This is a genomic window from Streptomyces luteolifulvus, assembly GCF_008806595.1.
GTDB classification, from domain to species: domain Bacteria; phylum Actinomycetota; class Actinomycetes; order Streptomycetales; family Streptomycetaceae; genus Streptomyces; species Streptomyces luteolifulvus.
In genome coordinates this window covers 148,402-173,376 of sequence record NZ_VZRB01000004.1, presented here as the reverse complement: position 1 = coordinate 173,376, position 24,975 = coordinate 148,402, and the positions used below count along the sequence as shown (strand labels likewise).

At 69.4% G+C, this 24,975-nt stretch carries 22 protein-coding genes and 1 pseudogene; 11 read left to right on the top strand and 12 right to left on the bottom strand.

The genetic code is table 11. The features are described 5' to 3' along the window. Positions 1 to 379: 379 nt before the first annotated feature. Complete coding sequence (locus F7R91_RS07760; protein WP_150945895.1) at positions 380 to 838, top strand: SRPBCC family protein; 459 nt, start codon at positions 380 to 382, stop codon at positions 836 to 838. Between the two features lie 197 nt (positions 839 to 1,035). Here F7R91_RS07760 and F7R91_RS07755 read toward each other — a convergent pair whose 3' ends face one another. Then, on the bottom strand, positions 1,036 to 1,197 hold the full coding sequence (locus F7R91_RS07755; RefSeq protein WP_225320561.1) for a hypothetical protein: 162 nt from the start codon (positions 1,195 to 1,197) through the stop codon (positions 1,036 to 1,038). Positions 1,198 to 1,273: 76 nt separating this feature from the next. Between F7R91_RS07755 and F7R91_RS07750 the strand changes: the two genes are divergently transcribed. The 5 genes from F7R91_RS07750 (at position 1,274) to F7R91_RS07730 (ending at position 5,310) form a co-directional block, all read left to right on the top strand. Further along, complete coding sequence (locus tag F7R91_RS07750; RefSeq protein ID WP_225320560.1) at positions 1,274 to 2,374, top strand: YihY/virulence factor BrkB family protein; 1,101 nt, start codon at positions 1,274 to 1,276, stop codon at positions 2,372 to 2,374. Positions 2,375 to 2,550: 176 nt separating this feature from the next. Then, complete coding sequence (locus tag F7R91_RS07745) at positions 2,551 to 3,234, top strand: HemK2/MTQ2 family protein methyltransferase (RefSeq protein WP_150945891.1); 684 nt, start codon at positions 2,551 to 2,553, stop codon at positions 3,232 to 3,234. Continuing rightward, positions 3,218 to 3,433: a CDGSH iron-sulfur domain-containing protein gene (locus tag F7R91_RS07740; RefSeq protein ID WP_225320559.1), complete on the top strand. Its 216-nt coding sequence runs from the start codon at positions 3,218 to 3,220 to the stop codon at positions 3,431 to 3,433. Before F7R91_RS07745 ends, F7R91_RS07740 begins: the two co-directional genes overlap by 17 nt. 2 nt (positions 3,434 to 3,435) lie before the next feature. After that, a complete protein-coding gene (locus F7R91_RS07735; protein WP_225320577.1) occupies positions 3,436 to 4,416 on the top strand; it encodes an iron-containing redox enzyme family protein in 981 nt (326 codons plus the stop codon). Between the two features lie 21 nt (positions 4,417 to 4,437). Then, the gene (locus F7R91_RS07730; protein ID WP_150945885.1) at positions 4,438 to 5,310 is read left to right on the top strand and encodes an SDR family oxidoreductase; all 873 of its coding nucleotides are present in this window, start codon (positions 4,438 to 4,440) and stop codon (positions 5,308 to 5,310) included. Between the two features lie 217 nt (positions 5,311 to 5,527). Here the strand turns inward: F7R91_RS07730 and F7R91_RS07725 are convergent, their stop codons facing one another. The 3 genes from F7R91_RS07725 to F7R91_RS42535 form a co-directional block, all read right to left on the bottom strand. Further along, positions 5,528 to 5,854 (bottom strand): plasmid stabilization protein, encoded by a 327-nt coding sequence (locus F7R91_RS07725; protein ID WP_150945883.1) that lies wholly within the window; start codon positions 5,852 to 5,854, stop codon positions 5,528 to 5,530. Positions 5,855 to 5,920: 66 nt separating this feature from the next. Beyond that, positions 5,921 to 6,109, bottom strand: a complete 189-nt coding sequence (locus F7R91_RS07720; protein ID WP_150945881.1) for a hypothetical protein — start codon at positions 6,107 to 6,109, stop codon at positions 5,921 to 5,923. Between the two features lie 193 nt (positions 6,110 to 6,302). Beyond that, a complete protein-coding gene (locus F7R91_RS42535) occupies positions 6,303 to 6,458 on the bottom strand; it encodes a DUF5709 domain-containing protein (RefSeq protein ID WP_225320558.1) in 156 nt (51 codons plus the stop codon). Between the two features lie 39 nt (positions 6,459 to 6,497). On the opposite strand from F7R91_RS42535, the gene F7R91_RS07715 reads away from it, so the two are divergent. Both F7R91_RS07715 and F7R91_RS07710 read left to right on the top strand, forming a co-directional pair. Beyond that, positions 6,498 to 6,761, top strand: a complete 264-nt coding sequence (locus F7R91_RS07715) for a GlsB/YeaQ/YmgE family stress response membrane protein (protein WP_150945880.1) — start codon at positions 6,498 to 6,500, stop codon at positions 6,759 to 6,761. A gap of 330 nt (positions 6,762 to 7,091) precedes the next feature. Beyond that, on the top strand, positions 7,092 to 7,871 hold the full coding sequence (locus F7R91_RS07710; RefSeq protein WP_150945878.1) for a 3-oxoacyl-[acyl-carrier-protein] synthase III C-terminal domain-containing protein: 780 nt from the start codon (positions 7,092 to 7,094) through the stop codon (positions 7,869 to 7,871). A 17-nt stretch (positions 7,872 to 7,888) separates the two neighbouring features. Here F7R91_RS07710 and F7R91_RS07705 read toward each other — a convergent pair whose 3' ends face one another. Beyond that, complete coding sequence (locus F7R91_RS07705; RefSeq protein ID WP_150945876.1) at positions 7,889 to 8,974, bottom strand: UDP-N-acetylmuramate dehydrogenase; 1,086 nt, start codon at positions 8,972 to 8,974, stop codon at positions 7,889 to 7,891. Between the two features lie 23 nt (positions 8,975 to 8,997). After that, on the bottom strand, positions 8,998 to 10,305 hold the full coding sequence (locus F7R91_RS07700; RefSeq protein WP_150945874.1) for a tetratricopeptide repeat protein: 1,308 nt from the start codon (positions 10,303 to 10,305) through the stop codon (positions 8,998 to 9,000). Positions 10,306 to 11,110: 805 nt separating this feature from the next. Here F7R91_RS07700 and F7R91_RS07695 point away from each other — a divergent pair. Next, complete coding sequence (locus tag F7R91_RS07695) at positions 11,111 to 11,776, top strand: LmbU family transcriptional regulator (RefSeq protein ID WP_191971394.1); 666 nt, start codon at positions 11,111 to 11,113, stop codon at positions 11,774 to 11,776. A 228-nt stretch (positions 11,777 to 12,004) separates the two neighbouring features. On the opposite strand, the pseudogene F7R91_RS07685 reads toward F7R91_RS07695, so the two are convergent. After that, a pseudogene (locus F7R91_RS07685) lies at positions 12,005 to 13,311 on the bottom strand (BTAD domain-containing putative transcriptional regulator); the annotation flags it as partial. Positions 13,312 to 13,642: 331 nt separating this feature from the next. On the opposite strand from F7R91_RS07685, the gene F7R91_RS07680 reads away from it, so the two are divergent. After that, the gene (locus F7R91_RS07680) at positions 13,643 to 14,932 is read left to right on the top strand and encodes an MFS transporter (RefSeq protein WP_150945872.1); all 1,290 of its coding nucleotides are present in this window, start codon (positions 13,643 to 13,645) and stop codon (positions 14,930 to 14,932) included. Between the two features lie 33 nt (positions 14,933 to 14,965). Beyond that, a complete protein-coding gene (locus F7R91_RS07675) occupies positions 14,966 to 15,196 on the top strand; it encodes a hypothetical protein (RefSeq protein WP_191971393.1) in 231 nt (76 codons plus the stop codon). Between the two features lie 510 nt (positions 15,197 to 15,706). Here F7R91_RS07675 and F7R91_RS07670 read toward each other — a convergent pair. From F7R91_RS07670 to F7R91_RS07650, 5 genes are all read right to left on the bottom strand, one after another. Further along, on the bottom strand, positions 15,707 to 17,551 hold the full coding sequence (locus tag F7R91_RS07670) for an alpha-keto acid decarboxylase family protein (RefSeq protein ID WP_230989786.1): 1,845 nt from the start codon (positions 17,549 to 17,551) through the stop codon (positions 15,707 to 15,709). Positions 17,552 to 17,574: 23 nt separating this feature from the next. Next, on the bottom strand, positions 17,575 to 19,704 hold the full coding sequence (locus F7R91_RS07665; RefSeq protein ID WP_150945868.1) for a flavin monoamine oxidase family protein: 2,130 nt from the start codon (positions 19,702 to 19,704) through the stop codon (positions 17,575 to 17,577). A 414-nt stretch (positions 19,705 to 20,118) separates the two neighbouring features. Further along, positions 20,119 to 21,711, bottom strand: coding sequence for an FAD-binding oxidoreductase (locus F7R91_RS07660; protein WP_150945866.1), 1,593 nt, complete (start codon positions 21,709 to 21,711; stop codon positions 20,119 to 20,121). Positions 21,712 to 21,980: 269 nt separating this feature from the next. After that, positions 21,981 to 22,172: a hypothetical protein gene (locus F7R91_RS07655; protein ID WP_225320557.1), complete on the bottom strand. Its 192-nt coding sequence runs from the start codon at positions 22,170 to 22,172 to the stop codon at positions 21,981 to 21,983. A 15-nt stretch (positions 22,173 to 22,187) separates the two neighbouring features. Further along, the gene (locus tag F7R91_RS07650; RefSeq protein WP_150945865.1) at positions 22,188 to 24,707 is read right to left on the bottom strand and encodes a heavy metal translocating P-type ATPase; all 2,520 of its coding nucleotides are present in this window, start codon (positions 24,705 to 24,707) and stop codon (positions 22,188 to 22,190) included. Between the last annotated feature and the right edge of the window lie 268 nt (positions 24,708 to 24,975).

Sequence of the window (24,975 nt, the reverse complement as noted above, 5' to 3'; positions counted from 1 at the left end):
CGAACGGGCCCGCGTGAGAAGGAGCGTGAGCGCGGTCGGCGGCAGTGAGTACAACGCCCCCGCGGAGAGCTGGAACGTGTCCATGAAGAGGGAGGCGCGGAAGGGCGCGAAGGCAGGGCCCACCGCTCTCCACGCGCGGCCCGTGGCGTTCCGCTGTGTCAGCCGCGACAACACCCGACCCCCGTGTCCAACATCCGGGTGAGGGTCGCACATGGCCCTGTGAAGGCCTTGGCGGACGAAAGGTTTCGTTTGGGTGCCCAGGCAGTGGGACAAACGCCCTGGTTGTACCAACGCGGGTCCTGGGTACTCGGCTCACCGTCCATGATCCGTAGGACGGGCCCGCTGTCCGCGCCCGTCGGCAACCGAGGGAGACGTAGCCGTGAGCACAGTGAAGGAAGCGGTTGAGGTCGCCGTACCGATCCGTACCGCGTACAACCAGTGGACACAGTTCGAGGAGTTCCCGAAGTTCATGGAGGGTGTTGAAGAGGTGACTCAGCTCGACGACACCCATAACCACTGGACCACCAAGATCGGCGGCGTGCGGCGCGAGTTCGACACCGAGATCGTGGACCAGCTTACGGACGAGAGGATCGCCTGGCGCACGATCGGCGGCGACACCCGGCAGATGGGCATGGTGCGCTTCCAGAGCCTGGACAACATGCACACGCGCGTGGAGCTCGTCATGGACGTCGAATCGAGCGGACCGGCGGAAAAGGCCGCCGACGTACTCGGCATGATGGATCGGCGGGTCAAGGGGGACATGCGTCGCTTCAAGGAGTACATCGAAGAGCGCGGCGGTGAGTCAGGTTCGTGGCGCGGCCGCGTCACTCCGGGATGAGAACTGCTTCATCCGGAACGCGGGCGCCGGGTCGGTGCCGTGCCTGCAGGCGCAGAATCACCTGGCCCGCGTCCGCCGAGACCGCGCCCGGAACCCGCCCCAGACGGTGACGTGCTGTGGGGCGGGTATGGGACGGTTGATGCGATCGTGAGCCTCGGCTCCGGCAGGGACCAGAGCATGGGCGCGGGGCAGCGGCCTCAGGCAGCGCTCTTCTTACGGCGGCGCCCGGCACTGTCGAGTGCGTCGACGAGCTGCTCCCGGCTCATCTTGGAGCGGTCGGTGATCTTCTGCTCGGTGGCTCGCTGATACAGCTCCGCCTTACTCAGTTGCCGCAGCTCTCTCAGGTCAGCAACCCGCACCTTGCCATCGCAGGTTCGGAAGGGGTGGGGCGTGAGGTGTCGTCCATGGGATACCCGCCTATACATGACACGACTAATGAAACTGGGACATAAGGATCGGACATCCGGTGACGGTGATCGTCACCGGTCAGGGCGCCCGGAGGGTGAGCGTGGGCCGGGCACGGCCGCGCGGGAGGGCAGGGAGCGGGACGAGCGGTACGGGCCGGAGCCGGAGGTCGAGCGCCGGGCGCCGGATGCTCCGACGCACCTCGGCAAGGGTGCGTGGTGGGCGGTGCTGCGCCGGTCCATGCGGGAGTTCAAGGACGACGAGCTCACCGACCGGGCGGCGGCGCTGACGTACTACGGCCTCCTGGCGCTCTTCCCCGCGCTGCTGGTGCTGGTGTCGTTGCTCGGCATCGCCGGCAAATCAGCGACGGACCAGGTGCTCAGCAACCTCACCAAGGTCACCCCCGGTTCCGCACGCGATGTGATCACGAACGCGGTGAACCAGCTGCAGGGCAACGCCGGGATCGGCTCGGTGATGGCGATCGTGGGTCTGGTGCTGGCCCTCTGGTCGGCCTCCGGCTATGTCGCGGCGTTCATCCGCGCCGCGAACGCCGTCTATGACATGCCCGAGGGACGGCCGGTGTGGAAGGTACTCCCGGTCCGCGTCGGCGTGACCGCGGTGCTGATGGTCCTGGCGGTGATCAGCGCGCTGATCGTCGTGTTCACCGGCTCCCTGGCCCGCCAGGCGGGCACCGCGCTGGGCATCGGCGACACGGCGTTGACCGTGTGGTCGATCGCCAAGTGGCCGCTGCTCGTGCTGCTCGTCACGGTCATGATCGCGATCCTGTACTGGGCCACCCCCAACGCCCGCGTCAGGGGCTTTCGCTGGGTGACACCCGGCAGTTTCCTGGCCCTGCTGATCTGGATGATCGCTTCAGCCGGGTTCGCGCTGTATGTGGCCAACTTCGGTTCGTACAACAAGACCTACGGCACGTTCGCCGGGATCATCATCTTCCTGATCTGGCTGTGGATCACCAATCTGGCGATCCTCCTCGGTCTGGAGTTCGACGCCGAGACCTCGCGCCAGCGCGCCATCGCCGGCGGCCACCCCGAGGACCGGGAGCCGTACGTCGCACCTCGCGACACCCGCACATGGAGCGAGCAGGACCGGCGCCGCCTGGACCAGAGGTGACCAGGGGACGGTGGTGACCTGGCGGTGCAGCGCGGGCGGGGAGGGTTTGAGGCATGTGTGGAGCACCGAGGTCTGGGCACCCAGTGCGACGAAGCAGAACGCCAGATATCTGCACTCCTCCCTATATCCCGCTACAAGTGGCCTTCTCGTTGGGTTCCCTGATGAACGGAGTTGCGATGACCGCGGACACCTTGGCGCCCGCACCGCCGCCGCTCCCGTTGACACCGCCTGGCGTGTATGCCCCGCAGTGGGATACCGGGCTGCTGGCGCGGGCCCTGTACCGGGAGGACATCAGCTCCGCGACCGAGGTACTCGACCTCGGCACCGGCAGCGGCGCGCTTGCGGTACAGGCCGCGCGGCTGGGCGCCCGGGTGACGGCCGTCGACATCTCCTGGCCGGCCGTGCTCACCGCACGGGTCAACGCGCTGCTGGCGCGGCAGCGGGTTCGGGTCCTCCGCGGGGACCTCATGGAGGCCGTGTCGGGGCGGTCGTACGACCTGGTGGTCTGTAATCCGCCCTACGTGCCGTCGCCCTCGGCTCGGCTGCCGCGCCGTGGCCGGGCCCGGTCCTGGGATGCCGGCCGGGACGGGCGTGCGTTCCTCGATCGCATCTGCGCCGCGGCGCCTGCCCTCGTGCGTCCGGCGGGTGCACTGCTCATCGTGCACTCCGGTCTGTGCGGCATCCGGGCCACGCTGGAGCGCCTGAGGGACGCCGGGCTGCGCGCTGCGGTCACCGACCGGTCCCTGGTGCCCTACGGCCCGGTACTGCGTTCCCGGCAGCGATGGTTGGTGAGGGAGGGCCTGGTGCAGGGCGATGAGGACCGAGAGGAACTGGTGGTCATCCGTGCCGCACACACCTGAACGCCTGCGCCGCGTCGTGATCGATCCCGGCGGGCCGCTGCTCGTGGAGGGGCCGGTCAAGGTGGCCCTCGGCGACGGCAGCATTGCCACGTCACGGCGTTTCATGGTCGCGATATGCACCTGTCGCCGCAGCCGTACGTACCCCTGGTGCGACACCAGCCACCGCCGCAGGACGAAGCGCGACCGGGAGCTGCCGTGACCGTGACCGGACCTCCACTGCCCAGCGCACGCGGTGAGCTGTCCGCTGCGGTGCTGAGCGCGCTGCTCGGCGGGCGGCCGCACGCCGTGTCCGTGGACGGCCGTGACCCGTACGGCGACGACCTGCAACTGGCCCTCTACCTGCTCTACGAACTCCACTATCAGGGCTTCGCGGGCGTGCCCGAGGAGCGCGAATGGGATGTCGGCCTGCTGGCCCTGCGTCGTCCCCTGGAGCGGCGATTCCTCCAGGCCCTGCGCGCCGACGTACCGCCGCTTTCGGATGCCGAACAGGCGCTGGGCGACCTGCTGGTGGAACCGGTCGGTCATGACGGCACGAGCGTCAGCCACCACCTGGAGCGGGACGGCGAGCTGTGGCAGCTCAGGGAGTACGCGGCCGTCCGCTCGCTCTACCACCTCAAAGAGGCCGACCCGCATGCCTGGGTCATTCCCCGGCTGCGCGGGCGGGCCAAGGCGGCCATGGTGGCCGTGGAGTTCGACGAGTTCGGCGCGGGCCGCGCGGAGGAGATCCACGCTCAGCTTTTCGCGGACCTGATGCGCGACCTCGGTCTGGAGACGGCCTACGGCCACTACCTGGAAGCCGCGCCCGCCGAGGCGCTCGCCACCGTGAACCTCATGTCCTTGTTCGGGTTGCACCGGGCCCTGCGCGGCGCACTCGTCGGCCACTTCGCGACCGTGGAGGTGACGTCGTCACCGGCCTCCCGTCGACTGGCCTCGGCGCTTCGTCGTCTCGGTGCGGGAGCGGCGGCGCAGCGGTTCTACGACGAGCATGTGGAGGCCGACGCCGTGCACGAGCAGGTCGTACGCCATGAAGTGGTCGGCGGGCTCCTCGACGACGAGCCGCGGCTGGAGCCCGACATCGTGTTCGGTGTCCATGCCACCGGCCTGCTCGAAGACCGGCTCGGGGCGCATCTGCTCAAGGCCTGGCGGCAGCAACGCAGCGCCCTGCGCGTCCCGTTGAGCTAGCGACGAAGGAGGGAAGAACCCGTGACCGAGGACCCCACCAGGAAGCATCCCCGTCCCGAATTTCCGGATCAGGGCCAGGAACACCCGGGCTGGACCGGCCCGATGGACCCGCCGCCCGACCACGGGGAGCACTCGTATGAAGGCAGCGGGCTGCTCCACGACCGCAAGGCGGTCGTCACCGGCGGCGACTCCGGCATCGGCCGGGCCGTGGCACTCGCCTACGCCCGCGAGGGCGCGGACGTACTGTTCACGTACCTGCCGGAGGAGGAGAAGGATGCCGACGAGACCACCGCCCTCGTTGAGGAGGCGGGGCGTGAGTGTGTGGCCGTGCCCTGCGACATCCGTACGGAGGAGGCGTGTCGGCAGCTGGTGGAGCGGGCCGTCGACGAGTTCGGCCGCATCGACGTCCTGGTCAACAACGCCGCCTACCAGATGTCGCAGCCGGACGGCATCCAGGCGATCTCGACCGAGCAGTTCGACCGTGTCGTACGGACGAACCTGTACGGGATGTTCTGGCTCTGCAAGATGTCTTTGCCGCACATCCCGGCGGGCGGCTCCATCATCAACTCCGCGTCTGTGCAGGCGTACAAGCCGAGCCCGCATCTACTGGACTATGCGATGACGAAGGGTGCCATCGTGACGTTCACGCAGGGGATGGCGCAGATGCTGGCCGGCGACGGCATCCGCGTCAACGCCGTTGCTCCCGGCCCGGTGTGGACGCCGCTGATCCCGGCGACCATGCCGGACACCGTGGAGTTCGGTAAACAGGCACCGCTCGGCCGCCCCGCCCAACCCGCCGAGATGGCACCCGCCTACGTCTTCCTCGCCTCACCGCGGGCAAGCTTCATCACGGCGGAGATCCTCAACGCCACGGGCGGCACCCCGCTGCCCTGACACGCGACCGCCGCGGGCCAGAACGTCTCCGGGCCGGTGGCTCGACCGGGCCCCACGGATCCTCCTGGTCTCCCGCGACACACGGCCCGTCCTCGGACAGCTCGGACACGCCTTCACCGCGACCCTGGCTTTGTACGTTCCTATGAGTGGCTCGCCGCTTGAGGAACGGACCTCGCCCGGCCCGTAGAGGCCGGGCGAGGTCCGGGATCATCGGGTGTCAACGGCCGAGCGCGTTCGCCAGCTGGCGCTTGGTCATCGAGGAGCGTCCTTGGATGTTGCGCTTCTTGGCCTCCTCGTACAGTTGGTCCTTCGTGGGTCCTTCCGAGCCGCTGTGCGAGCGCTGTCCACCGCGCTGGGACGCCGACTTCGGGTCACGGGTCGAGGTCTTGCTGGCGGTCTTGGACTCGCCCGGCCTGGCCCGCTCCTTGTTCACCGTCCGCGACGCGATCTGCTTGGCCCGCTTGGGCGACTCGCCGCGGTCCTGAACGCTCTTCTTGATGTGTTCGTACTGCCGTTCCCTCTTGGGGCTCGATCCGGCCGGCATGGTTGCGCTCCTTCCTCACCAGCTGAGATCCCACGCATGGGTGCTGCGAACGCGGTCCGTATTTGCTCACGGATGGCTGGCGTTCTGGTCCGGCGGCACGCCGCCGCCTTCTCCTCCACCCTTGTTGCCCTTGTCCGTGCCGTGGGCGCGTCCGCCCCTGGCCTCGCTCTGCCGCGCCTTGAGTCCGGCGCTGTGCTGTGGTGTGGCACCGCCCTTGTGGCTCCGTCGCTGCTCGGGCTGCTGTGGGTTGGACATCTGCAACCACCCTGGTCATGTCTCGTTCGCTTAGGGCACGAGTTCCCTGAACCCATCACCCGACGCATGCGACAGGCACACCCACCGACCGGACGGCCATGGCAGGCCCGCAAGGCGGAGCGGCCGAACTCCTAAGCAGACCTTCGAAGCTCCCGCCCGGCCTTCGCACGCCGTCGGGTGCGTGTCACTCCCCTCACTCGCCAGCCGGTGGCAGCTGATTTTCGGGGGCGACATGGACGGTGGGCTCCTCCGCGCCCGCGGCCCCGCCGTCAGGGCCCTCATCTTCGCCGACGAGTTCCGGGTTCCGCCCTACGGAAGAGGACAGGGTGACACCGTCTCGAACGGGCACTCGTATGTCACCAACGAGTCGAGGGGTGGCATACCGCTCATGGAGATCTCAGGCGTCATCAGCGCGATCGTCATCGGCATCGTGATTGGTGTCCTCGGCCGACTCGTCATCCCCGGCCGGCAGCGCATCGGCATCCTGTGGACGATCGCGATCGGCATCGTCGCAGCCTTCATCGGAACGGGCATCGCCTCCGGTCTCGACGTCGCCGACTCGAAGGGCGTCGACTGGGTCGAATGGCTCATCCAGATCGCCCTCGCGGCCCTTGGCGTCGCAGCGGTCAGTAAGGTGAAGCTGCGCCACTGACCGCAACGCGGCTGTCAGCGCCTGCCGTAGTCCTGGCAGTCGCGCAGCTCGGCCGCTGCCAGGCGGTCGTCGACGCAGTGAGCACGGGAAGTCCTCGCACGACGGAAGCCTCTGGGCCGATCACTGGCGGGCCGCGGCTCAGGAGGCGGCTCGCCGAGGCGTCGGAAGGTGGTCGGGTGTACGAGCGCCCCGCGGCGGCGGGGCAGGTCCGTCGCCGGATTGCGAAGGGTCGGCTGGGTAGCGCCGAGCAGAGCCTCGCCGGAGCCGTGGTCGGCCACCCCGCCATGAAACTCAGGGGCCTTCGCAAGGCCACCGTCTGCCCGTGGGCGGTTGGGAGGGGGTCCTGCTGCGTACGTCGAAGACGGCGCGGCGAGCCTCCAGGACAGGCTGGGCGCCCACCGCGCCGAGTCGGTCCTCGTCGCGCAGGGTTGTGTCGGCGGGATCACCTGCTTCGACCTGCTCGCCGGCCGGTTCGCCACTCACCCCGAGTACCGGCGGGCTCTGGTGGTCGGGGCCAACCGGACGTGCGAGGCGTACTGGAACCGGATGGACACCCACTCCCTGCTGTTCTCCGACGGCGCCGCGGCGGCGGTGGCCGGTCGCGGCCACCCCGGCCTGCGCTGGAGGGCCAGCGAGGTGATCACGGACGGCCGCTGCGCCGACCTGTTCCTGCTGGAGCAGGGCGGGGCGGCCGACCCCTTCCGCGGCGGCGAGGAGCCCGCGCCCGCCCGCGACGCCTGGGATCTGATGGAGTTCTTCGACTACGACGCGGAGCGTTTCGAGGCGTTCGTCGATCTGATGAACGACCGGGTGCGGGAAGTGGTGGCCCGCGCCTGCAAGCGCATCGGCGTGTCCGTGTCCGACCTGGCCAGGGTGGTGCTGCTCAACGACAACCTGAGCACCCTGACGAAGGTGGCTGACAAGCTCGGAGTGCCCTTGGACCGTACGAACCTCGACATCTCCATGGAGCACGGCCATTTCGGGGCCGCGGACCACATCCTCAACCTCCGGCATCACCGCGCGTCGGGGGACTTCCGCGCCGGTGACCTGATCGCCCTGGCCGGCATGGGGCGCGGCATGCACTGGGGCTGCACGCTCCTCGAGTGCTGAGGGCCTGCCGTGGGTCCCTAGGTTTGCCCGGGTGCCCCGGGTCCCCCCGCCGTGTGCCACGTCCCGAGGAGGTCGATCTCCACAGTGAGCCGTACGCCGGTGCACCGCAGTACATGCTGGAGCACGATCTCGATGGCCTCGCGAAAGGCGGTGGCGCTCGCTCCCTCGTCGGCGACGAGAGTGGGGTGCAGGGACGAGATGCGGACGCCGTCGACGATAGGGCTGTTCAACCCGAACCCCGCCTGCTGGATGAGCCAGCTCGCGCTGACCCGGGTCGAGCCGTCGGGGAAGGAGTTGACGGGGGCGTTGCGGGCCTCCAGGCGCCGGGCGTCGGCAGGGCCGACCTCGGGACTGAGGAATACGCTGCCGACCGAACGGCGGTCCGTCTCGGTGCAGCCCATCACCATGCCCTTGCGCCGCCGCACGGTGAGCACCGCCTCGGCGGCCTCGGCGAGCGGAACCCTGCCACCGACCGGGACGTCGAGCACGCCGGCGACGGCACCGTAGGTGACGGGTGCGCTCAACTCCGAGCGGTGCAGCGCGAACACGAGGCTCAGCAGGGTCCAGCGGCGGGATCGTTTGAAGACGCTGCTGCGGTGGCCCAGGCCGCACTCGCGCGCGCTCAGGGTGACGTGGTGCCCCAAAACCCAGTCCCAGGCCCGCACTTCGACGAGCGTGTCAGAGACCTCCTGGCCGTACGCGCCGACGTTCTGAATGGGCGTGGCGCCGACGGTCCCCGGGATGCCGGCGAGCATCTCCATACCACTGAGGCCCTCGGCGATGGCGGTTTCGACCAGGTCGGTGAGGAGGTGCCCGGCCTGCACCTCCACCAGGACCCGGCCTTCGGCGTCCGCCGCGCCGATCCGCAACCCCCGGTTGCCGAGCCGCAGCACGGGGGAGTCGCAGCCGAGGTCACTGATCAGAACGTTGCTCCCCGACCCCAGACAGACGGGACTGCCGGCGCAGGTCCCGGCCAGTTCGACGAACTCCGGGAAGTCGGCGGAGTCCTGGAGTTCGACGAGGATCGACGCGGGACCGCCGAGGCCCAGCGTCGTCATCGGGGCGAGCGGCACCCCGTGGCTGATCCTCGTGCGCGTGCCCATGTCCTTCTCACGGTACGGACTTCTCAACTCGCGACCCGCAGCCGGTCGGTGCCCAGGAGGACGTCGACGCGCTGCACCACGTCACGCGCCGCGGCACTGTCGTACCGTTTCAGCTTTCGCTGCAGATCCGCGAGACGGACCTGGGCCCGCTGCGACGTCATCACCTCCGCCAGCGACAGCGCCTCGTCGGCGGCCTCGACGGCGCCGTCGACCTCCTCGCGACCCAGTCGCGCCTCGGCCAGGGAGGCCCAGTGCAGCATCCGATTGCGGGGCTGGCTTTCCCCGAACAGTTCCAGCCCGCGTTCCAGGCACTGTTCGGCCTGCCGGAAGTCCCCGAGTTCCAGCCAGGCCCGTCCGGCGTCCGCCACCATCACGGGGGGCGACACCCAGGAGAGCCAGGGCGCGTCGGCCGAGGAATCGCTGTCCTGGCTCAGATCGGCAGCCTCGTTCAGGGCGCGCACACAGCCGGCCTTGTCACCGAGCCGCGCCCGGGCACGGGCCTCGCGCGTCGCGAGCAGGGCGTGACCGATGCTGAAGTCCTCCCTGTACGAGCCTTTGCGCGCGATGCGGATCAACCGCAGCCCTTCCTCCTGCCGGGTCTCCCAGGTGGCACAGTAACTCATACAGGAGATGATGTACGCGGCCAGTGGCCGGTCCTGGGCGGTCCTGGCGGTGGCCAGCCCGTAGAGGAAGTAGGACTGGCTGCGCCGGCGCAGCCCGAGGTCGGCGGCCAGCCATCCCGCGAGCTGCGCGAGCTCCGCGATGATGCGGTGCAGTTGCAGGCCGGTCCGGGTGTCGTAGGAGTGCTCGGCGGCCAGCTTCCGCGCCGACTGCAGGTCCTGCAGGGCCCAATCCATCGCGAGCCTGGTGCTGGCGATGTCGTCCACCTTGCGGAGCTGGCCGATGCGAGTGGCGAGCATGTCGAGCGCAATCTCGGGCACCTCGGATCCACCGGACCGGCTGGGCGAGGCGGAGCCCGTGTCCACCAGCCAGTCCACCGCGGCGCTGAGGGGGCCCGTCGACGTGTGGGGGACGTCGGGGGCGGGGAGGACGGACGGGGCGATGAGGACCGGTCCCTGGGGGCGGCTGTCGGGGAAGTGCCGGGGCCAGAGCGCCTCCGCCGTGATGGGCTCGCCGAGCCGGTCGGTGAGTATCTCCGCGACCCGATGGGGCAGTTGACGCCGCGGCAGAGAGCCCTGCAGCCAGTTGTAGGGGGCTTTGCTGCTGATCGTTCCGGTGCCGTACCTTTTGTTTATTTCGCGAGCCAGCTGTTCCGGCGACCACCCGAGCCGGGCCAGGCAGGAGGCCAGCAGCGAAGAAGTCCGGGTCATAAATGAGGGGCCTCGACTGTGGGGTGCATCAACGCCGGCGTGGGGGTGTGCCGAAGCCCGGGAGGAACGCGTCTGGATCCGTGCTCGGGGGATTCCGTCGTGGAGATGCGGCCGGCGATCCGATGTGTCCCAGGCTTCCGCATGTCAAGCCTTCCGGCGGTCATTATTCCTCCTTGAGAAGGTGAGGATCCCTGACTTTCCCGGCGATGATCGGCCCAACACTATGAGCGGAGGCGTACTGCCGCAACTGACATACCCGCCTCTCAGGACTCGTCCCCGATCACGGCCGAGCGGGAGACGGGGGTGTGGTGCGAAGGCGGGGAAGGTCTGCACGACGGCTTCGGCGGAGCGGACCCAAACCCTCGCTGTCCAGGGCACTTTGCCGGGAGATCACCTGGGCGGGGGCCCGCGCTCGCGCAGCTCGCCGACTCGGGGGCCGCTGTCGGGGCAGTCGTCGCCGGGCGGGGCACCGGGGCGGTGCCGGCCCGCCTTGTCCGGAACTCGACTGGCGGCTTGGAGAAGATGACCGCCGTCCGGCGGGACGGAATCCCCCTTCGCGGTATCCGCACCCCCGCGGAATCGGAGATTCCTGACCGTCGCGGACTGTCTGACTGACCAAGCTGACCAAGCTGACCGTCAGGCCTCTTTCGAAACGGACTGCCGTTGCATTGGACTGTGATCAGGGCCGACCCCCGCTCAAGGTGGATTCCGGGGTCGGTGGTCCGGGCGGCGGCATCAGGAGAACGCCGATTCCGCCGTCGCGGAGGACGTACGAGAACGTCGGTGCACTCTACGTGGAGGTGTGATGACGGCTGCGACCATCGAAGCAAAGGTCAGCAAGCCGCTGTTCCGTGGGCGTCGCGAGACGATTCCTGCACAGCAGCGATCCCAGGACGAGGCATCGTGCCAGGAGCAGGTACTCACCACCAGAATCGGTCTCCACATGCCGACCGGCCTGTCCTTCGAGGACTGGGAGCGGGCCGGACGCCAGTTGTCGAGCCTCGTGAATTCGTCCACCTGGTGGCTCGGGGACTGGCTGGTGTACGGGAAGGAGCACTACACCGACCGCTACCAGCGCGGCATCCGGTCCGCCGGACTCCAGTACCAGACGCTGCGGAACTACGCCTGGGTGTCCCGGCGGTTCGCGTTCGAACGGAGGCGTCCCGCGCTGAGTTTCCAGCACCACGCCGAAGTGGCGTCGCTGCCGGTCGACGAGCAGGAGACCTGGCTCGACCGCGCGGAGCAGAACAAGTGGACCACCAAACAGTTACGCAGCGCCATCAGCCTCGCCCGCGAGGGCGAGAAACCGAACGACGGCAGAGAGGTTGAGGCGAAGCGGCAGCTCTCCGTGCCGGACAGTCGGGTGCAGTGCTGGCACAAGGCCGCACAGCAGGCGGGCACCGACCTGGAGCACTGGATGCTCACGACTCTCGACAACGCGGCGGAGCGGATACTCGCCGAACAGCGGTAGCCGCACCGCGAACGGGGCGAGCCGGGTGACTCCTCGCGACCTCCGGGAGCCGCCCGCGCCCACCCCGTCGCGCCGCGCTAACCCGGCAGCCGTCCCATGAGCTCGGCCGTCTCGCGGTAGCGCCCCTGCTCGCGCTCACTGAACGACTGTCGCACGCGGTCACGCACCTCGGCCGGCTGCTCCTGGCTGAGCTTGAACATGCCCTCGGCACCGGTCACCCGTACCCGGGCGACACAGCCCGCCCACGGCGTCCGGGGGCAGCTGCACGCCGGGCCGGGCGGCCCGGGCCCGCTGTGTGAGCAGCTCGACCGACGTGTCGAGACCGAGCTCCGGCAACGCGTACACGGCCTCCGATGTCAGGCCCAGCGGGGCCCGGCTGGTGGCGAGCACCCGCAGGTCCTTGGAGGCCGACAGCAGGGCCTGTACGAGCCCGGCGGCGCCCCGGATGACGTGCTCGCAGTTGTCCAGCGCCAGCAGAGTGGGCCCCGAGCCGAGCACACCGAGGATGCCGGACACGGGATCGGCCGAAGCGTGACCGCTCACGGCGCCATGCCGCCCCTCGCCCGCGCCGAGTGCGGAGGCCACCTCCGCGGCCACGTCCTCGTCCGCGGTGACGCCGACGAGCGGCACGAAGTGCACCACACGCTGCTCGGCCCGGCGGCTGACGGCGTGCGCGAGCCGGGTCTTTCCGAGGCCCCCGGAGCCGACCACGGTGACGGCGCGAAAGGAGCGCAGCAGGTGCTCCACCGCCGCGATGTCCTCCTCCCGGCCGAGCAGCGGGTTCGGCTCGTGCGGCACGCCGTGCCTGACCACCGGGGCCTCACCGCGCAGCAACTCCTGCTGGACGGCCTTGAGCGCGGCGCCCGGGTCGGTGCCGAGTTCGTCGCGCAGCTCACGGCGGCCTCGTACCGGGTCAGCGCGGCGGACGGGCCCGCCGTCGCCGCTTCGCCGCGCAGCAGCGCGGCGAGCACTTCCTCGTCGCGCGGATGCGCCGAGGCAGCCGCGGCCAGCGGCCCGGACGCCTCAGCGTGCCGGCCCAGCCGGGCCAGCGCGAGCGCCTGCGCGCGTACCACCGCGCTGCGGACGGGAGCGCGCATGCCGCGCAGCGTGGCTACGGCGTCGTCGGTGTCGCTGGGCCCGTCAGGGGCGCTGTCCCACAGCGCGAGCCCGGCCTCGGCGGCGGCGAGCGAACCCGCGTGGTCGTCGGCCCTGGCCCGGTCCGCGCTCGCGGCGGCGTGCAGCAGTAGGGCGGAGCTGTCGACCTGATGCTCGGCCAGGGTGAGCCGGTATCCGGTCGGCGTGCTCGCGACGACGTCGGCGCCCAGCAGCGCCCGCGCCCGGGACACGAGGACTTGCACGGCCTTTCCCGGCCGGTCCGGCAGCTCGTTCGGCCACAGGCCTTCCACGAGCCGCTCGATGCTGCGGCCGGTGCGCAAGTCGCCCGCGAGCAGCGCCAGCAGGCTGCGCAGCCGATGGGAGGTGACCTCCTGCCCGCGATAGGCGACACGCGGGAGCAGAGTCAGGTCGGTGCTCATCCTCGCAGATTAACCAAGGTGCGGCCGCCCGAACCGCCACCATCGGCCGAACTCCGCGTCCCGGACGGGCTTGTCGCGGAAGCGCCTGTGGACACAGCGGGTTTGGGCCAAGACGTCAGTACGGTCTGGACCAGCGATCAAGATGACACGTAGCGTCACAGCGCAGAGGCACATCAGCCGTCACATCGCTCTCGGGCACACAACTGGCGGCGTGCAGAAACCCCCCACGATGTGGCAGGCCGCTGCCGGAGCACGTGAACTTTCGCTGCGGTGAAGGCTTGCCCCATCAGGCCGAGCGGGACGGACGTTCCGCGAAAGGTGACCCGATTCTGTGAAACCTTCTGGACGTTCTCGCTGGGCGATCGGAGGACTGCTCGCCGGCGGAATATTCGTCAATTTTGTCGACCGTATCGCATTGTCGGTGGCGAGTTCACCGATTGCCGATGAATTCGATCTCGACCTTCAGCAACTCGGAATCGTACTGGCGGCTTTCACGTGGTCGTACTGCTTGGCGCAGTTGCCGGCGGGTGCGCTCGTGGACCTCTTCGGCGTCTCCCGGCTCACGCGGGTCGCCACCGCTCTGTGGACCGTGGCCAGTCTGCTGACCGCGCTGGCTGGTGGACTCGGCTCGGTCATCGCGGCACGTCTGCTGCTCGGTGTGGCAGAGGGCCCGTCCATGGTGGGGGCTTCCAAGGCGACTGCGGCCTGGTTCCCGCTCGGTGAGCGCGGGATGGCGACGGCGCTGTTCGACGGAGCGACGAAGCTCGCCCACATGGTGGCGTTCCCGGTTCTGGCCTTTGTGATGAGCGAGTGGGGCTGGAGAGCGGGATTCCTGTTCTGCGCGATGCTGAGCCTGCTGTTCTCGGTGCTGTGGTGGTGTGGCTACCGGGACCCCTCCGCACACCCCCTGCTGGCCGACGCCGAGCGGGAGTTCATCCTCGACGGCGGGGCACGCGACAGCGACCGCGCACGGATGAAGGACATCCGCTCCGCGCTGTGTGTCAGCAGGAACTGGACCATGGCGCTCGCCTTTGCCTGCTACGGCTACACGATCAATGTGGTGGTCACCTGGATGCCGGAGTTCTTTCAGCGGGAGTACGGCCTTCGACTGCTGAACTCCGGATTCCATTCGATGATCCCGTGGGGTGTGGCGACCGTGGCCGAACTCCTCGTCGGAGGCTGGCTGGTGGACAGGCTGGTGTCCCGAGGCCGTGATCCGATACTGGTCCGCAGGACCGTGCTGACTGCGGGGCTGTTGTGCGGCGCCAGCATCGGCGCCGCGGGGACCGCCGAGTCTGCTTCCACTGCGGTGGCCTGGATGTGCCTCTCCCTGTCCGGCCTGGCCATCGCCGCGCCCGTCGCTTGGAGCCTCCCCGGCCTGCTGGCTGCACCCGGAACGGTAGGTGCGGTCAGCGGGCTGATGAACTTCGCCAATACGGCAGCTACCGGATTCGGCATCATGTTCACTGGATGGCTGGCGCAGGCTACCGGGTCGTTTCATGCGCCCTTCCTTTTTGCGGTTGTCGTCCTGGCGGTAGGGGCGTTGCTCTACCGATTCCTCCTCCGCGCCACGCCGTCACCGCGATCCGCCTCCTTGAGCGCACCCGCACACCGCCCTTGACTGGCGGTAGTCCGCGCCCATCTCGACCAGGAGGTGCTCCCGCTCAGCGCTCTGGCGTTCACCGCCTGCCTGCACGCCGATCAGGTCCGCTCGGCATTTCGCGGCGGCCCGAATCCCGGGGACTGGCGCCTGCTGCCCGAGGAACGTCCCCCGCCCGCTCAGTACCTGGCGGGGCTCGCCGGGGTCATCGTGACGGGCGTCGTACTGCCGTACGCCGAGGAACTGCGGCGGTGCCCGCGGAGCCGAGCCGTCAGCGCTCCTTGAGCTGCAGCGCCAGCCGGGCAGCCGTGGTGACGGTGGAGCCGAATACCCGGCAGGCGACGGTGATGCCGGTCGACCCTCGCTGCGAACATGCCATGGGCCGGCTGCCGCCTCTGCCTGACCGCAGGTGGTCCCTCCCGCGGAGAGGTTCGACCTCGCCCGGCCCGTAGAGGCGCGAGCCTCCGCGTGGGGGCCGGGATCTCGCGGTGACCCGGTGCCCGCGCTCGGCCGCGCCCTGGCGGTCCGCGCGCAGGACCAGGCTTCGCCGTCGGAGGCGAGTCTGCTGTAGCTGCCAGTGGCGTAGCGGCCGGTCAGGTCGCCGAGCAGGATCAGATCGGCATGGTGGGCTCGTCCCGCAAAGACATGGACGCCGCCCAGGCGCGCCAAAACCACGGGCGGCATCCGGAACCGACCTCCAATCGGTGCCAAGCGAACCAGCCTTCCAGGATTGCCGTCCTGGAGGCCTCGTGTGCCTGGCTCCGCACCGGAGCCCGTCAGCTGTGCAGCGCCCCGTCAGGGACAGTTCTCGTTGATCTTGTACTGAAGGGCGCGCGGGTAGTCGTGACGGCTGAGGCGGACCTGGACCAGCAGCGGTCCCTGGTTGATCGAGTCGTTCGGCTCGCTGATGCGCTTCAGAACGGATTCCAGTTCCGTGTGGGTGGCGACCGTCATGCCGGTCATCGGGCTCTTGGTCGAGCCGAAGACCTTGGCCAGCTGGTCGTAGTGCCACTGGTGCAGATCGTTGTAGAAGTCGGCGCCGTCGGACGGCTTCTGGTCGGACGGCTTCTGCTGGTAGTAGCACGGGTTGACCAGCATCTGCTCGATGCCGTAGAAGCCCTCGTTGTCCAGCACGAAGATCACCGGGTTCAGCCGGTGCCGGGTGTGCGTGGACAGTTCCTGGCACGTCTCCTGGAACGCGCCGTCGCCGACGAACACCATCGGCCGTTTGCCCGCGGCCTTCCGGGCCATCGCGACGCCGGTGGCCGCGCCGACCGAGTAGCCGATGGACAGCCACGCGTTCTGCGCCAGGTATCCGGCGCGCTCGACGCTGTGCAGGTTCATCGAGCCCAGGAGGGCGAACGCCGCGTCGGACAGGAGGGTGAACGGTGAGGTGGCCTCGGTGCCCGTGCCCGTCGCCTGGCTGTCGAGGAAGCCGCTGATGTGCTGGAAGAAGCTGTCGTACGTCAGTTCCGCCTGGTTGTCGGTGGAGCTGAGCTGGGCCTGGTAGGCGGCCGTGCTCTCGGGCACCGGCGCCCCTTCGGCGTGCGCCTGGGCGAAGTAGTCGGCGGCGAAGGCGCGCGGGCCGAACTCGGTCACCAGCGCCTCGCGCAGTGCCGGGATGAACCGTTCCAGCTGGACGTCGGGGTAGTAGGAGGCGCCGACGCTCACTCCTTCGCGGGCGGCCACGCACCAGTCGTCGCCGATGTCCTGCTCGCCGCCGAGGTTCTTCGACGTCGACCAGGTACCCAGCCCGATGCGGCACTTGGCCCGCTGGAACACCTCCCGTACGTACGGATCACTGGCCTTGCCGTTGTAGACGCCGACATATCCCGGGGTGTTCTCCGAGACCACGGACTTGCCTCCGACGGTCGTGCAGAACGGCATCCCGGTGTCCTGCACGAGCTCGGTGAGGGGCTGGGAGAGACGGAACCGGTCGATCTCCTCGCCCGCCCACAGGATGGGCGAGCCCTCTACTCCCCCCTTCTGCTTGACGAGGCCGACGGCGGCGGCGACCGCCTTGGCCAGCATGGTCCGGTTCTTGGGGGTGAACGGGCGCCGCCTGGGGGCCAGATGGCCCTGGGGTGCCTCGCATTCCGCGGCCCAGACGTCCTCCATGACCTCCAGATACACCGGCCGGAGCTCGGACAGACAGGCGACGATGGCGCTGTCGATCTGCACGGGGGCCAGTCCCGGGTTGGAGATCACCTGCGCGTCGACCGTGACCTGGCGGTACACGTCGAGGTTGCTCTCCCGGCGCTGGCTCATGTGGGAGGTGAGCAGGCCGATGGCCTGGTAGTTCAGCCACTGCTCGTAGGTCGGGCAGGCGTTGATCGCGATGAGCGGCACATACTCGACGTAGGCGCCCCCGATGGGGTTGAGCAGGTTGAACGCTCCGACGCTGTAGGTGACGGCGACGGCGCCGACGCCGAAGCCGCCGTCAGGGGCGTCGGCGTGGCGGGCCCGCGCATAGGCGTCGGCCGCATACCCCGCCCCGACCTCGGTCGGGGTGCCCACCCACGTCACCCGCGGGTTGTGCTGCTTCATGAGGGACAGGAACGGGCCCAGATGGTTGCCGGGCACACCGAACAGGTGCTCGATACCGAGCTGTTCGAGTCGAGTGGCCAGGTACCGCGCCACGTTCCAAGTCGAGGGTTGCTCCGTCACTGTGCCTGCACCCCCGTGACCTCTCGCTCGTCCACCGCTTCGCGTCCCGCCTCGCGTTCCACGGGCATCGTGTAGGACGGGGGCGACGCCTTCTCGTGCACCTCGATGGCGGCGCGGACCGCCGTCTCCACGGCGCCCTCGATCCAGGCGTGCTTCAGCGAGGTGTGCTCGCCCGCGAAGTGCACCGGCCCTTCGGGTTTGACGGCGTCCAGGTGGAAACTGGTCATCTGGTGCGGCGTGTAGATCGCGGCCTCACCGAAGGCGTACGGGTTGCGCAGCCAGCTCTGGGTCTGCCCGGCGCCCGTGTAGAACACCTCGATGCGGCGGCCGTGGACCAGTTGCAGGTTGCGCAGGGCGTGGACGTAGCGCTGGGCGTCCTCCATCGAGTCCCAGCGTGACGCGTCGTCGGACCAGGAGTAGGTGGCCAGGACCACCCCGCCGCCCTTGCTGCCCGGCACCGGGTGGGAGGGGTAGTACATGTACCGGTTGGGGTTGTCGGTGGTCGAGCCGCCCCCGAACACATTGGTCGCCGGCCGGAGCGGCGCCCCGCGCAGCGGCTCCTGGCGGTAGTACTCGAGCTGTCTGGGGTCGATGAGCTGCTCCTGGACACTTCCGTGGGCACCGAGCAGCCCCGTCGGCAGTGAACTCAGCTGGGACGGCAGGTCGTCCGCGGGCTCCACGAGGGCCTTGGCGGACTGCTGGTAGAAGCCGTACAGACCCGGATCGACGGACTCCAGTTCCCGGCGCCAGTCCTCCTCGGTGAACTCCCACCACCGCTTGGAGAACTCCAGCAGCACCTTCGTCGCCTGGTCGTAGTGCGTCTCGATGACGGCCCGCCGCTTCTTGTACGAGAACGGCGGCGACACCTCGACGAAGCGGAAGCTCGAGAAGGGGATCGTGACGATCGCCATGTCACCCCTCCACACCCGGGGCGGTCCGCTCAGGGAGTCCTCGGGCTCGGTGTGGATCGCGACGGTGCGCCCCGGCTCCGGGCCCACGTGTTCGCGCCGCTCACCGTCCCGGCGCGGGTCCCAGTACTCCAGGCGGACCATCCGCTGCCCCCTCACCAACTCGTCCTGAAGCCCTTCGGCGAGTTTGTCGGGCAGCATCTCGGTGCCGCCCTCGATCTCCCAGTAGGTGACGTTCGGGTTGATGTCGCTGCGGCCCAGGAAGCTGTGGAAGAACGAGAGGTGGAGCCGCGAGGTGAGGTTCTCGATCGAGCCGGCGGCCTCGATGGCCTCGTCGCTCAGACCGGCGTGGTCGCGCAGGAAGTCGCCCATCGAGCAGCGGTCGAAGTCGTGGACCACTCTCGCCCAGCCTTCGAGCCACTCCTTGAACGGCTTGTTCACCCGTTGCTGCGTGCCGTCCTGGCCGGTCACGGAGTCGGAGTAGTAGTCCCTGACCTCTTCCAGAGCATCGTTGATCATCTGGCTGGTGGTCAGCCGTGCTTCGTCCCCCGTCAGATGGAAGCCCTCGTTGATCAGCGTGGGGTCGTCCGCGTACTCGGACCGGCGGGCCTGGACGGAGTTCATCTGGATCCAGGTGTCGTTGCGCTTGTGGGGCTCCCGGAAGTCGGGGCTGTCCTGTCCGTATCTCCACTCGTGACCGGTGAAGGACTTGTAGACCACCGGGGGTACGGGCGCCTTCTGGAAGCCCGTACGGGGGTCGACGTCGACGTTGTAGAACAGCCGGCGCTTCAGTCCGAGCTTGTCGATCAGGGCGAGGGTGAGGGGGTGGAAGTCGGGCAGCCGCATGGCTCCCGCCTCCGCGTACTGGGCCGGATCGGTGAACGGCCCCTGTTCCTCGCCCTCCCGGCGGCGGAAGGTCTTGATACGTCCGCCCACCCGGTTGGCGTTGGCCTCCAGGATCGTGACCTTGTGGCCGGCCTGCTTGAGCAGCGTCGCGGCCACCAGACCGGAAATCCCGGCCCCGACGATCAGCACTTCCTTCGGCCGCCCGGGCGGCTGTACGGGAGCCAGCCCCCGGTCGATGAGGACGTCGAGGAAGCGCAGCTTCAGGTCCTCGTTCTTCGGCTCGGGGCCGACCAGAAGCAGCTCGCGTGCCAGCTGCAGACAGGTCTCCCAGCGCACGCGGTTTCTCCAGAGGTCGGTTTGGGTCTTGTCCATGGCGTCTGTTCCCTTCTGTTCCCTTCTGGGTGAAGCAAGAGCCGCGAGGCCCGACCGCTACGGCACGTCGGCCGTCCGTGGCCGCGCGGCCCCGGACGGCCGGCCGGGTGGGCGCGGGCTCGCCGGGCGCAGGCGGGAGGCAGCATCGCGGAAGACATCCCTGCGGCACGCAGGCAGGCAGGGCAGCCCCGAACAACCCGGGGCTGAGGTGGATGAACCGGCAATGGAAGCATTTTCGAATACGAAACGTGCTCGAACATGCACAATTAGTACTTTTCTCGCCTGGATCCCGGGTGTCAACTCGAAGCCGAGAGACTCCCGCGGGGGTCCGGGCGGAGATCCGAGCTGCCGCATAACCCGGCTGACCTGCGGGGTCACCCGGCGGGCGTCCACCAGACCGGCCCGGGGAGAGCATCAGGAGCCGATTGCCTGTGGGTAGTCGAAGAAGCCGCTCGGGTCGTACTGCCGCTTCACGCGGACCAGCCGGGGGTAGTTTGCGCCGTAGTACGCCTGGCGCCAGTCCCTCAGCTCTGGATCGGGAAAATTCTGGTACGAGCGCTCAGGGGGCGTGCCGTCGAAGATGGCGTCGTAGAAATCCTGGAGCCAGCGCAGATTCGCGGCGGCGACATCGGGGTGGTCGTAGTCCGCCCAGTTGGTCTCGGCGGCCAGGATGAACGTGCTGCCACGGTGCACGAACGCGGTCGCCTCCGGTGGCACCTGGTTGATCTCCCCGCCGAGCGCGAACATCGCGAACCCGGCTCCGTCCTCGTTGCCGCTGCCCGGCCAGGCGAGCAGCTGCTCGGCTGCGGCGCTGACCTGCTTGTCGGTGAGGAGTGCCCGGGAGGTCAGGATCGCTGACTTGGAGGCGAACTTCACCACGGGAGTGGTGGCGCTCAGCAGCTCACCGGCCTCGGCCGGGGTGACCTCCCGGAGGGCGGCGTTGTTCCGGGCACGCTCGTCGGCTGTGCCGATGGCCAGCAGCGGGGCGAGGATCGCCCGCAACTCATCGATGGTTCCGTAGTGCTGGCCGATGACATTGACGTTGGCGTTCGTGCGGATCTGGTCCCGGGTTCGCCCGTGGGTGCCGATTCCCAGGCGGCAGTGGAACCGCTTGTTGTCCAAGGTGTCCTGGACGATCTGTTGTGTGGTCGACAGGACCGGCAGCACGGAGTCAAGGCTCCAGCGGAACTGGTAGAACCCGACGTTGCCCTGGAACTGCTCGTACCGGAGCGTGAACGAGGTGTGCACCCCGAAGTTGTTGCCCGCGCCGCCCCGGCAGCCCCAGAACAGATCGGGCTCCGCATCCTCACTGGCCTCGACCACCCGGCCGTCTGCCAGCACGACGGTCGTGGCGACCAGCCGGTCGCAGGTCAGGCCGAACATCTTGTCGCTGAAGCCGATACCTCCGCCCAGCACCAGCCCCGCGACCCCGACCGAGGGGCAGCGGCCGGTCGGTACGAACATGCCCTGGTCCTCGAGCAGCGGGTGCAGGTCGCCGTTGGTGACCCCGGCCCCGACGGTGACGGTGCCCGCGTCGTGGACGACCTCGATCGGCCCGTATGCCCGAGCGCGGGCGGCTCTCCGCCGCGGAGTGGAGACGATGCTCCGCATCCTGCTCATGTTGAGCAGCAGACCCGTGGTGGTGGAGTAGCCGGCGTAGTTGTGTCCCAGCCCGGTGCGAGGCACGGCGGGCAGCCCCACCGCGCGGGCCCAGCGGATCGCCTCGCTCACGTCCCTTGTGGTGGCGCAGGCGACGATTCCGGCGGGTTGGATCCCGGCGTACCGGTGGTTGAACGGGATCGCCAGCGGAGGGTAGTCCGGGTTTCGCGGCCGGTAGAGGGTGGCGCCGGGGGAGAGTGACGCAGCCAGCCGCTCCCAGTCCCGACGGCTGACCGACTTCGCTGCCTCGGTTGCCGCGGCCGCATCGGGCGACACCTTCAGAGCCACCGCCCCGGCGCCGAGGGCGCTGAGGGTGCCTGCCCGCAATACATCCCGTCTGTTGATCACTGTGGCCTGCCTTCGCGAAACCGTCGGAGGCTCGGTTGCCTCCGGAATGAGCGGTCAACGGATCGTCACCACCCCAGCCGCTCAGCGTGCCCCGCCCACAAGCCGGCCACTCGAAAGCGTGCCTCCCGCGCGGCCTGATGGCCGAGCAGGAGGCGTGCAACCTGGATGCAGCTCCGCCCCTTGGATGTGTGTTTCTGATCAGCTGACTTGCCCATTCTCGAGTTCAAGTGCCATGCCGGTTGGACCTACTTGAATCCGTCCGACTCGACTCAGACTCTCGACCGGTCCATGAACTCGCATGCCTCGGCCGGGTCGTTGGTGACGAGGGTGGGCGGGGTGGTGAAGCCGAGCTGGGTGCCCCCGAGTCCGTGGTGGACCTGCGCCGCCGCGAACCGGGAGTTGCCGGAAGGCAGGTGGGGAAACGACGGCCACTCCGGGCATGTCGGCGGTGATGTCGTCATTCTTGACGTGGCTCGTCAGACGGGGTGCCGAGCAAGTGTTGCGCGGGTTCGAACCCCCGGTGGGGTGGGTGCTGCGGGCAGCCGCAGGCCTTTGAGGGCGAGGGCGTTGACGGCGACGATGATGCTGGAGCCGGACATGGACACGGCGGCGATCTCGGGGCGCAGGACCAGGCCGACGGCGGGTTCGAAGACACCGGCGGCGATGGGCAGGGCGATGGAGTTGTAGCCGATGGCCCAGGCGAGGTTCTGGCGCATCTTGCGCAGGGTCCCGCGGCCGATGCGCAGCGCGGTGGGGACGTCCAGGGGGTCGGAGCGCATCAGGACGAGGTCGGCCGTCTCGATGGCGACGTCGGTTCCGGCGCCGATGGCGATACCGAGGTCGGCCTGGGCCAGGGCGGGCGCGTCGTTGACTCCGTCGCCGACCATGGCGACCCTGCGGCCGCCCGCCTGCAGTTCGGCGACCTTGGCTGCCTTGTCGCCGGGGAGGACCTCGGCGATCACGGTGTCGATGCCGAGCTGTTCGGCGATGCGGTCGGCGGTTGCCTTGTTGTCCCCGGTGAGCATGACCACCTCGACGCCGAGGGCGTGCAGTTCGGCCACGGCCCGGGCCGAGGTCTCCCGGGGCGCGTCGGCGATGCCGATCAGACCTGCGGCGTGTCCGTCGACGGCGGCGATGACGACGGTGCGGCCGGTGGCGGCCAGCTCCACGCGTCGCTCGGCGAGTTCACCCAGGTCGATCTCTTCCCGCTCGGCCAGGCGGCGGTTGCCGACGACCACGCGGTGCGCGTCGACAGTGGCGGTCGCGCCGTGCCCGGGGACGTTCTCGAAGCCCTCGGCGCGCACCTCGTCCACCGCCTGTGCGTCGGCGTACCGGACGACGGCCTCGGCCAGCGGGTGCTCGGACTCCCGCTCCACTGCGGCGACCAGGCGCAGCAGTTCGCCCTCGTCCGTCCCGTCGGCGGTGACCACGTCGGTCACCTCTGGTTCGCCCTTGGTCAGGGTCCCGGTCTTGTCCATGACGACGACCTGGATCCGGGCCGAGGTCTCCAGGCCCACGGCGTTCTTGAACAGCACGCCCCGCCGGGCGCCCAGCCCGGTACCGACCATGATCGCGGTGGGGGTCGCCAGGCCCAGGGCGTCGGGGCAGGTGACGACCACCACCGTGATGGCGAACAGCATCGCGGTGCCGAACGAGCGGTCCGTGGCCAGCAGCCAGACGGCCAGGGTCGCGGCCCCGCCGATCAGGGCGACGAAGACCAGCCAGAACGCCGCCCGGTCGGCCAGCCGCTGGCCGGGGGCCTTGGAGTTCTGGGCCTGCTGGACGAGTTGGACGATCTGGGCCAGGGCGGTGTCGGCGCCGACCTTGGTGGCGCGGACGCGCAGGGTGCCGTTGGCGTTGATGGTCGCGCCGACGACCTGGGAGCCGGGCTCCTTGTGCACGGGCAGGCTCTCGCCGGTGACCATCGACTCGTCGACGTCGCTCTCGCCCTCCTCCACCACGCCGTCGACGGCGACCTTCGCGCCGGGGCGGACCAACAGCAGGTCCCCCACCACGACCTCGGAGGTGGGCACCTCGACCTGCTCGCCGTCACGCACCACCAGTGCCTTGGGCGGGGCGAGGTCGAGGAGCGTGCGGATGGCGTCGTTGGCGCCACCCCGGGCGCGCATCTCGAACCAGTGGCCGAGCAGCACGAAGGCGGCCAGCACGGTGGCCGCCTCGTAGAAGACGTCGCCGCCCCCGGTGAGCGTCACGATCAGTGAGTACGTCCAGCCCGAGCCGACGGCGACCGCGACCAGCACCATCATGTCCAGGGTGCGGGCGCGGAGCGCGCGTACCGCGCCGTCGAAGAAGATCGTGCACGAGTAGAAGATCACCGGCAGGCTCAGCAGGAGCGCCCACACGTCCTCACGCAGGCCGAACGGGACCGGTACGTCCAGGCCGAAGACGTCCTCGCCGATCGGCGACCAGATGACGATGGGGAGGGAGAAGAGTACGGCGACGAGGAAGCGGTTGCGCATGTCCGCGACCATCTGGGCCATCGACATGCCCTCGGGTCCGCCGTGGCCCATCACCTCGTGCGGAGAGGGCGTGGCCTCCGGCGCGGCGTGCGCCTCGGGTCCGGCGTGGGCGGCAGGTTCCGCTTGAGCAGCGGGAGTCGGCGGTTCGGCGACCGCTGTATGCCCCTCATGGCCCTCGCGATCACCCGGTGCCGCGATATGCGGTGGATCCGGCTCGGCCATCGGATCGCACAGGTGGGCCGGAACGGACTGGCCCGCGCAGTGGTAGCCGCACTCCTCCACCCAGCGGCGCAGTTGGGCCAGCGAGGTGAGGCCCGGGTCGAAGACCACGTTCGCCGTCTCCGCCACCGGATTGACCTCGACCTCCAGCACACCGCGGCGACGCCCCAGGACGGCGGCGGCGACATTCTGCTGGGAGGCCCAGCGAAGCCCGCCCAGTTCGAGCACGGCGGTACTGCGCTCCTTGCGATGGCCCATCGGTCCCATCGGTCGATCCGCGTGATCGTGATGCTGCATGGGCGCTCCTTCCCCGGGTGACGGGTGCGCGTATCAGCATCGACCGCAGCACTCACCTACAAACTAATGGGTTTAGTACGACTTTGCCGGGTGGCCGGCGCATGGCGAGGACCCGCCCGTACCGCCCGCTTCCCTCAAGGGCGGACGGTGGGCCGCGGCCCGGTGCGACGTCGGCGGGGCAGGCGGGGCAGGTGGGGCAGCCGGGGCGGGCCGGTCAGTGCGGTCAGGATCCGGGCCCCGCCTGGACGGTGGGTGTGACGAGGATGTC

Bases quoted from the DNA above. Each gene is read 5' to 3' on its own strand.
- F7R91_RS07750 (WP_225320560.1), top strand. From the start codon at position 1,274: ATGAAACTGGGACATAAGGATCGGACATCCGGTGACGGTGATCGTCAC.
- F7R91_RS07745 (WP_150945891.1), top strand. From the start codon at position 2,551: ATGACCGCGGACACCTTGGCGCCCGCACCGCCGCCGCTCCCGTTGACA.
- F7R91_RS07725 (WP_150945883.1), bottom strand. From the start codon at position 5,854: ATGCCGGCCGGATCGAGCCCCAAGAGGGAACGGCAGTACGAACACATC.
- F7R91_RS07720 (WP_150945881.1), bottom strand. From the start codon at position 6,109: ATGTCCAACCCACAGCAGCCCGAGCAGCGACGGAGCCACAAGGGCGGT.
- F7R91_RS07715 (WP_150945880.1), top strand. From the start codon at position 6,498: ATGGAGATCTCAGGCGTCATCAGCGCGATCGTCATCGGCATCGTGATT.
- F7R91_RS07705 (WP_150945876.1), bottom strand. From the start codon at position 8,974: ATGGGCACGCGCACGAGGATCAGCCACGGGGTGCCGCTCGCCCCGATG.
- F7R91_RS07700 (WP_150945874.1), bottom strand. From the start codon at position 10,305: ATGACCCGGACTTCTTCGCTGCTGGCCTCCTGCCTGGCCCGGCTCGGG.
- F7R91_RS07695 (WP_191971394.1), top strand. From the start codon at position 11,111: ATGACGGCTGCGACCATCGAAGCAAAGGTCAGCAAGCCGCTGTTCCGT.
- F7R91_RS07665 (WP_150945868.1), bottom strand. From the start codon at position 19,704: ATGGACAAGACCCAAACCGACCTCTGGAGAAACCGCGTGCGCTGGGAG.
- F7R91_RS07655 (WP_225320557.1), bottom strand. From the start codon at position 22,172: ATGACGACATCACCGCCGACATGCCCGGAGTGGCCGTCGTTTCCCCAC.
- F7R91_RS07650 (WP_150945865.1), bottom strand. From the start codon at position 24,707: ATGCAGCATCACGATCACGCGGATCGACCGATGGGACCGATGGGCCAT.